The 8,047-nt window shown below is 59.2% G+C and carries 6 protein-coding genes; 3 read left to right on the top strand and 3 right to left on the bottom strand.

Features of this window, described 5'->3' with window-relative positions; translation table 11 throughout:
• Positions 1-67: 67 nt before the first annotated feature.
• Positions 68-1,375 carry an IS110 family RNA-guided transposase gene (locus tag DDF70_RS34465; protein ID WP_114948661.1) on the bottom strand — a complete coding sequence of 436 codons (1,308 nt, stop codon included), beginning with the start codon at positions 1,373-1,375 and terminating at the stop codon, positions 68-70.
• Positions 1,376-2,387: 1,012 nt separating this feature from the next.
• On the opposite strand from DDF70_RS34465, the gene DDF70_RS34480 reads away from it, so the two are divergent.
• From DDF70_RS34480 to DDF70_RS34490, 3 genes are all read left to right on the top strand, one after another.
• On the top strand, positions 2,388-3,278 hold the full coding sequence (locus DDF70_RS34480) for a SctD/MshK family protein (protein ID WP_114949053.1): 891 nt from the start codon (positions 2,388-2,390) through the stop codon (positions 3,276-3,278).
• Positions 3,279-3,841: 563 nt separating this feature from the next.
• The gene (gene sctV / locus DDF70_RS34485; protein WP_114949051.1) at positions 3,842-5,953 is read left to right on the top strand and encodes a type III secretion system export apparatus subunit SctV; all 2,112 of its coding nucleotides are present in this window, start codon (positions 3,842-3,844) and stop codon (positions 5,951-5,953) included.
• A 46-nt stretch (positions 5,954-5,999) separates the two neighbouring features.
• Complete coding sequence (locus DDF70_RS34490) at positions 6,000-6,518, top strand: tetratricopeptide repeat protein (RefSeq protein ID WP_245435770.1); 519 nt, start codon at positions 6,000-6,002, stop codon at positions 6,516-6,518.
• Positions 6,519-6,988: 470 nt separating this feature from the next.
• Here DDF70_RS34490 and DDF70_RS38530 read toward each other — a convergent pair whose 3' ends face one another.
• Complete coding sequence (locus DDF70_RS38530; RefSeq protein WP_342633972.1) at positions 6,989-7,471, bottom strand: transposase; 483 nt, start codon at positions 7,469-7,471, stop codon at positions 6,989-6,991.
• Between the two features lie 51 nt (positions 7,472-7,522).
• On the bottom strand, positions 7,523-8,047 hold a 525-nt coding region (locus tag DDF70_RS34500; protein WP_162820799.1), incomplete at its 5' end, for a transposase.

Consider the following 8,047-nt stretch of genomic DNA (forward strand, 5'->3'; position numbering starts at 1 on the left):
GTGCGGGCATGCTGCTCGATGAAGCCAAACCTCATTTCGGCACCTCCGCGAAGATGCCGATGGCTTCCTAAGAAACAGCGCCCTTGGAAGCGTCGACACCGACCTCCTGCAGCACAAACCCGAACGCCTTGGCGCGGCGGTGCAGGTTATCGATCACCCGCTTCCGATACCGTTCCTCATAGTACGACGCTCCCGGATCAACGTAATCCATGCCATGGCGCAGGGCGTTGTAGAACAGCGCTGCAATCTTGCGGGCGGTTGCAGTCACAGTTTTAGCCTTGCCGATCCGGGTCGACAGCCGCCGGTAAAAGGCACCCAGTGCCGTCTCCGTCTTGCCGATCGTCACGGCCGCCAGCCGCAGAAGGGCCGCCGCCCGACTGCCCGACCGGCGCGTCCGAGACGACAGCACCTTGCCACCGGAGATCTTATTGCCGGGCGCGAGGCAGAGCCACGATGTGAAGTGCTTGCTGCTGGGCCAAGCCGTCAGATCCGTGCCGCACTCCGCGATCAGTTTGAGCGCCAAGGACGGCCCCAGGCCGTGGATCCGGGTCAGGTCCTGGCCCAGAACCGCATAGAGGGCGCCACGAAGATCGAAGCTCGGCTCATTGGGCTGGCGGCTCATGCGCCGGCGAGGCGCCGGCAAGGAAGCGGGATCGGGCCCATGGGTGCTCAGCGCCTTGAGGACGGCCTCGATCCTCTGATCGCACGCCGCCACCTTGTGCTGATACGTGTCGTACAGCGCCAGCGCCTGTTCGAGCGCGAACAGATGCTCGGCGCGATAATGACCCGTCAACGCCTTCTCGATCGTCTCGGAGCTGGAGTGACACCGGATGTCCCGTAGGCTCGCCAGGACCGCCGGATCACGTTCTCCGGCCAGAATGGCGCGGATGATGCGCATGCCCGTGGCTCCAGTAATGTCGCTGACCACGTGATGCAGCTGCAGGTTCATCTCGGTCAGCGCCTTCTGCATGTGCTGGATGTGCGAGGCGGCATACTCGAGCAGCCGCTCACGCTGGCGCAGATACGCGCGCAGTTCCGCGATCTCGGCTTTGGGTTGGAAGCTGGCCCGCAACAGGCCATAGGCATGCAGCCGCTGGAGCCATTGCGCATCCTTCACATCCGTCTTGCGTCCGGGCACGTGCTTGGCGTCACGGGCATTGACCAGAAGCACCTCGAAGCCGCGGTCCTGCAGGATCTCGAAGACCGGGATCCAGTAAACCCCGGTCGATTCCATGACGACGGAGGTGACGCTACAAACCTCGAACCAGTCGGCCAACCGGTGCAGGTCGGCGGTAAAGGTCCCGAAGCTGCGCACGGGTTCATCTGTCCGGTCAGGTCCCACGGCCGCCATGTGCATCGTGGCCCCGACATCGATGGCGGCGGCATGGGGTGAACCATCGGCAGGCTCTGGCGATCTTTACCGGCCTCTCGTTTGCGTCTCATCGGCTCCTCCTTGGGGTGGGAGGGGCTGGACTGCGCCAAAGGTCAACTTCCTAACCGGGATCGCCCTGGGGCGTCACCACTCTCAAGCGCGCAACAGTCCATGGACCACGTTTTTAACGGGCTTTGCCTTCCAATTTTTTCTAACACTCGTCAGGTTATCGAAAGCTGTTGGCGTTAGCTTGAGGAGGTGGATGCCTACGCGGCATCGCCGCCCGTCCATAATGAAGATAAACGCCGGAGTACCCGATGGTCTCAGCAATTGGAAGTTTTGGCAGCTTCGGTGTGTCCTTGGCCCGCGCAGGGGGCCATGGAACGCCCCATCCTAAAAAGCCGGTTGATCCTAACGAGCCATCAGATCCTAACAAACCGGTCAGGGGGCACGATCCGACGGATGTCCCATCCGATTCCGGCGACGGCTCGCGAGCTGCATCAGAACAAGAGGCCTTCGAAGTGGCGCTCAGAGCGGCTGCGCTCACTATAATGAACGATGTCATGGCTGATGCCGAGGAGGCTATGGCAGAGACCGAAGAGGATACCTGACGCTGGATAGTCCTCGTCAGGAAGCAGCGTGCCGTTGATTACGGCACAATTCGAAGAAAGGAAAGCAATATGCCTGGTATTGGAGGAACCGCTGGTAGCGGCGCTAGTACAATTCTTTCGGCGGCTGGGAGCGCAGCTACCAAAACGGCGGGCGCTGCTGCGTTCCAGGCCCAACTTGCCGATCTGGCAGCGGTTAGCGCCGAAGCTACGGCTAGGAGCATGCAGCTGCGCACGCTTACGACGGAGCTCTCGACAATCAAGAAGGCGGCCGACGAACGCGCTACGTGATGTCTGACGCCGGCCTTAGGTAGTCTCGATCGCACTACTTGGTGGCGCGATGTAGAGCTGAAACGGGCCGCACGGCGATTGCCGTGCGGCTCCTCTCCTTGTTCGGAAGAATATCCTTGGACGACGCGGTTTGCCTTCATTTCGAAGTTCTATCGGGCCTCTATTGCGGGCTGACCGGAACGCTGGCTCCAGGGACGAACGTAATAGGTAGCGGCCTTGATGCCGACATCGTCTTCGTCGAGCAGGGACTCGCGCCGCATCATCTTCGTATCACTCTTCGAGCCAATTCGATCGAGGTGGAGGCCCTTGGCGCTGGATGCAACGTGGAGAGCCGCGGGAGTATTGCCGCGGGTGAGTTTAGTCTTGTTCCTCTTCCGGCCATCACTGACCTAGGCGCGATGTCGATACTCTGGTCGGCACAGGGTGCAGCGCCAGCTGGTTCAAGCGTTGCGTCCCGCGTCGCGATCCCTGTGCCAGCTCTCGTGTTACTGGGCTCGATCGGGATCGGAGTAGTCTCAGCGGTTCTCTCCTACTACGGCAGCGCCCGGGCATCGAGCGCCAATTCAACTAATGCCAAACCTGAATCCAAACTGACCTACGACCAAACCGATGATCAGACTACCCTGGCAGCTGCTAAAGACCTGCAACAAGCAATCGATAAAGCAGGCCTTCTCAACATTAAGATCGGCTCCGCAAAGGGTGTTGTTACCGCTGAAGGCACCGTCACGTCCGCATCGGCCACGCGATGGCAGCAGGTTCAGCGGTGGTTCGATCAACACACGAAGGGCGCTCTAACACTGGTCAATAGGGTAATCACCAAGGAGGAGAAGTCGCCGTCCGCAATCGCAGTTGAAGCGGTTTGGCGCGGACCCTCGCCCTATGTTGTCGTCAAGGGTGAGAAGTATTTCATCGGGGCGCTTTTGGACGATGGATGGACAGTCGATCGGATCGAGGACAGGCAGGTGCTGCTGAGCCGAAATGGCCGCCTTGCTTCTCTCCCGTATTAGATGATTCCGGTCTTTAGGCAAATTTTAAGGAGAACTCCGTTTGCCAAGCCGCCACGCTTACCCTGTCGCCCCCGGAAGTCGGGCGCTGCGTGAAGGCGTTGTCGTCCCGCAGAACCAGTTACGGCGGGCGTGCCTACCCCGGTGGAACCGGAAGCAGCTTGGCTGGAGGCCCGCCGAAGGCGGGACCGGGCCTGGCGCCAGGCTACACGATAACAGACCACAGTTCCAAACCGGGAATGTCGTGCTTATCCCCAAGCAGCAGCGCGATTTGCTCGGCAGCCTTTCCTACGTCTGCCACGCTTGCCCGCAAAGCACGCGAAACCTGCCCCTGCTGCAGTTCGCCTCTCATGCTGGGTTGTGGTTGCTCGACTTTTGCGGTTTCCAGCCCATACGCTCGCCTCGGACCACTTCGGCGGGGACTCTAACGGTCCTGCACAGAACGGATGCATCTGGTAACCAGCCGTTCTCGCGACCTTTCAGTCTCAAGCGTCGCGATGGGTGGTGGATCTTCGAAAGCTGTTTAGCAGCATAGCGATTCTCAAACGATCACGAATGGAGGCTCCATGGCCAACATCATGCGTAACCTGATCCAGCGCGCGCCGGCCAATCCGGACCTCACGGTCGCGCTGATGCTAATTCTGGCCATAGCTATGATGGTGATGCCAATACCTCTTGTTGTGATCGACGCTCTGATCGGGTTCAATATGGGATTGGCCGTACTGCTGCTAATGGTTGCTTTGTATATCAGCACGCCACTCGAATTTTCCTCTCTGCCCGGCGTTATCTTGATTGCAACGGTCTTCCGTCTGGCGCTCACCATCGCAACAACGCGGATGATCCTGGCCGAAGGGGAGGCAGGCAGCATCATTCACACGTTCGGTGAATTCGTGATCTCAGGCAATATCGTGGTCGGTATTGTTATATTTCTGGTTGTGACTATGGTGCAGTTCATCGTCCTCGCGAAGGGCGCCGAACGAGTAGCAGAAGTGGCGGCGCGCTTCACGCTCGACGCTCTGCCGGGCAAGCAAATGGCGGTCGCCGCAGAGTTACGAAATGGCGACATCGATGCCGACGAATCTCGGGCACGGCGCAGCGCATTGGAGAAGGAAAGCCAACTTTACGGTGCTATGGATGGTGCGATGAAATTTGTGAAGGGCGACGCTGTTGCCGGGCTGGCGATTATTTTCATCAACGCGCTGGGTGGGATTTCGATTGGCCTGCTTTCGAAGGGTATGCCCTTCGGCGAGGTGCTGCGTCATTATACCCTACTGACCATAGGCGACGCGCTAATCTCGCAGATTCCGGCCCTCCTGCTCTCAATTACCGCGGCGACAATCGTAACTCGTGTGACCGGGGCAGGGAGCCTTAACCTTGGAACCGACATAGTCAATCAACTCACGGCCAGTAAGCGAGCATTGCGGCTTGCGGCCGTTGTTTTGGTTGCGATGGGGCTCGTTCCTGGTTTTCCTCTGCCCGTCTTTCTTATCTTAGCCGCGATCTTCGCCGCGGCAAGCGTTGTCAAGGGTAATGGGCTGGGCGCGGGAGGCACCGCTTCTACAACTGCAGCGTCAGAGGAGCCTCAGAACGAAACCATGCCGTCGGAGGCATGTCCGATTGTCCTCTTCCTTGCGCCGGACCTTATGCGTGCGATCAATCAAGTCGAACTACAACAGCACATTGCGCGCGTTTCTCAATTAGTCTCCGCCGATCTCGGCATTATCGTCCCCCGTATTCCTGTCGCTGCCGATCAGCAGCTGCTGGGTTCACAGTTCAGGATAGATATCGAGAGCGTGCCGGTCGAGCAGAATTCGATTAATCCGACAGAGTTAACGCTCAAAGACGAGCTCGCGAACATTGAATCGAGCGGCATTCCCTTCCGGCATGATCCACAAGCAGACGCTATCTGGGCCGAACAAAGCTTTGCACCGGCTCTCAAAGCTGCTGGCATCAGGTATCACCATCCAAGCGAACTCCTCGCGCTACGTGTCCAAACGACGTTGACCCGCTATGCATCGCGCTTGATCGGCATCCAGGAGACCAGCCGGTGGATGGGCCGGATGGAGCGGGATTATGCTGATCTGGTGAAGGAGGTGCTGCGGACGACACCGATACCTCGGATCGCCGATGTACTCCGCCGCCTGCTGGATGAAGGTGTCCCGATCCGCAACTCTCGCATCGTGTTGGAGGCATTAGCCGAATGGAGCGAGCGTGAGCAAAATGTCGCCCTTCTCACGGAATACGTGCGCTCTTGTATGAAACGCCAGATCTGTCACCGCAATGCCAACAGACACGGAATCGTGGCCGCCTTCATTATCGAACGTGAAACTGAGGATTTGGTGCGCAGTGCGGCTCGAGACACAGCGGCAGGCCCCACGCTGGTACTAGAAGATCGGCAAAGCGAAGCTCTGGTGTCACAGATGCGTCAGGTTCTTTCCAGCACGGCGTCGGATCAGACCAACCCTGTCGTATTAACTTCGATGGATGTCCGACGCTTCGTCCGCGGTTTTCTCATGCGGAATGGGATCGATCTCTCTGTGCTCTCCTACCAGGACCTTGCGTCCGACTTCACGATTCAGCCCGCTGGATCGGTTACACTCCGCCTGGAAACGCTAGAGGGCCGTCAGGGGAAGCTCGCGATATCCGCGTTGCCATCAACGGATGGCGAAAGCACTTGATGAAAGGTGAGAACTAGACATGTATTCGTATAGGATTGTAGGCTCATTGGCATTGCTTTCGTTTCGCTTGAAATCAGTTCTCGTCGCCGTACTTGCCATCCTTCCTCTCGGCGGTTGCGCGAGCTGGAGTAAGCCGGATCGTTCAATGGAGGAGACGCCGTCCCCAGCGTTATTAGGCGCCGAACACATCGATCCGGCTATGCGCGAACGCATTTTGCGCGCAGTCGGTCAGGACTCACAGGTGCCGACTTTGTTGGATTTGGAGCAGCATCCGGGTAACGTCGATGCGGCGATCAGTCTTACGAATGTCCTGCTGGCACAGAAGCGCCAGCAAGAGGCGCTTCAGGTACTCGACAGAGTCTTGGTTGCAGACCCGGAGAACTTGCGCGCATTAAATGCGAAAGGAGTTGTTCTGGATACTCAGGGGCGGCATGACACGGCACAAGTGCTATATCGGCAGGCCCTCAAAAGGGAGCCAGGAAATCAGATGGTGCAACACAATCTCGACTTGTCCCTGGCATCTGACGGGAACTCCGAACCGAGCGCATTGGTACCGTCACAATAGCTTTGCACTGCACCAGACTCGATGCGCCTGTCAGAAGCGGTCGCAAATCGTGTTTCCGGAGGATGGCGCGCAATTGCTTTTCTTTTCGCGTGAGAGGGCGCAGCAGAATGCGGCTCATGGCAAGGTAGAGCAGCATCTCGCGAGCCTCGATCAGGCGTTCGTAGCTCTTAGTCTGACGCCGTTGGTGGTCAACCAGGCGATCGTCCATTCAACAACCCAGCCTCGCGCAAGCACTTGAAAGCCACTCAGTCGCATTGGCGGTTCCGCACCGACACACATCCAAACGCCGCGGCTCTTCCAGTGTTGCGGGATCGTCAGCCCAGCAAAGCGCACGGTGCAGCCGGTCCTCCAGGTCACGATAGGCGGTATTTGGCTACGGCCGCTCGACGGCCGGAAAAGGATGCTGCCGACCCTGCGACGGGAGTTCAACCCGTGCGCGATCTGGGTGTCGACGGGTTGCACGGTGTTCTTCAGCAGCGTGCCATGTGTGTCGACGAGCAAGTGACGCTTGCGGCTCTTGGGCGCTTTCCCGCGATCGTAGCCCGCGTTTCAGCCATCGCAGTTGTCTTGACCGGCTGGTCGTCGATGAACTCCGCGGTGGGCTGCGAGTTGCGACCGATCGTCCGAGAATCGCTCTCCCGCAAGGCCTGGGTCACGTGCTCGCGAGTGCCGTCCTCCCGCCACTGGGCATAGCGGTAGGAGACACCGCACCGGGGTAGATACTCATGCGGAAGCAACAGCCGTTGGGCTCCCGTGCGCAGCAGATAGAAGACCTCATCGACGAAGTGTCGTAACGGACAGGTCTGCCGCCCTCCCGCTGGGCACATGCGGGGACAAGGGCTCGAGCAGCGCCCATGTGGCATCGTTGAGATCGCTAGCGTAAGATCAGGCATCCATGACGGCGCTCGTGAATCTTGCAACAGCCCGCATCCGCCGCAGCGGCCCAACACCATACCTATGGTGAATCAATCACTTGCAGCGCGAAATTAGAGGCTGGTGAGCAATTATCGTTCCTTTCGCGTGAGGCGACGCAGCAGGATGCGGCTCATCGCAGGATAGAGCAGCATCTCGCGGGTCTCGACGAGCCGCTCATAGTCCTTGGCCAGCCGCCGGTTGGTAGTCAGCCAACCGATGGTCCGCTCCACCACCCACCTTCGCGCGAGCACCTGAAAGCCACTCGGTCGCGTCGGCGGCTCTGCGTCAGCCCGCATCCAGGTGCCTTCACTCCACCAGTGTTGCGGAATCGACAGCTTCCATCCCAGCGCTCTGCACAACCAGTCCTTCAGCCCGCGATAAGCCGTGTCGGCCCACACGCGCTCAATGGCCGGAAACAGATGCTGCAGCCCCTCCAGCAGGAGTTCGGCGCCTGCGCGATCATGAATGTCGGCGGGCTGCATGCTGTTCTTCAGCAGATTGCCTTGCGTATCAACGAGCAGATGGCGCTTGCGGCCCTTCACCTTCTTGGCACCGTCGTACCCTCGTGGTCCACCCATCTCAGTGGTCTTGACCGACTGGCTGTCGATGATCGC

Source organism: Microvirga calopogonii (assembly GCF_003347665.1).
In the GTDB taxonomy this organism is placed as follows: Bacteria; Pseudomonadota; Alphaproteobacteria; order Rhizobiales; family Beijerinckiaceae; genus Microvirga; species Microvirga calopogonii.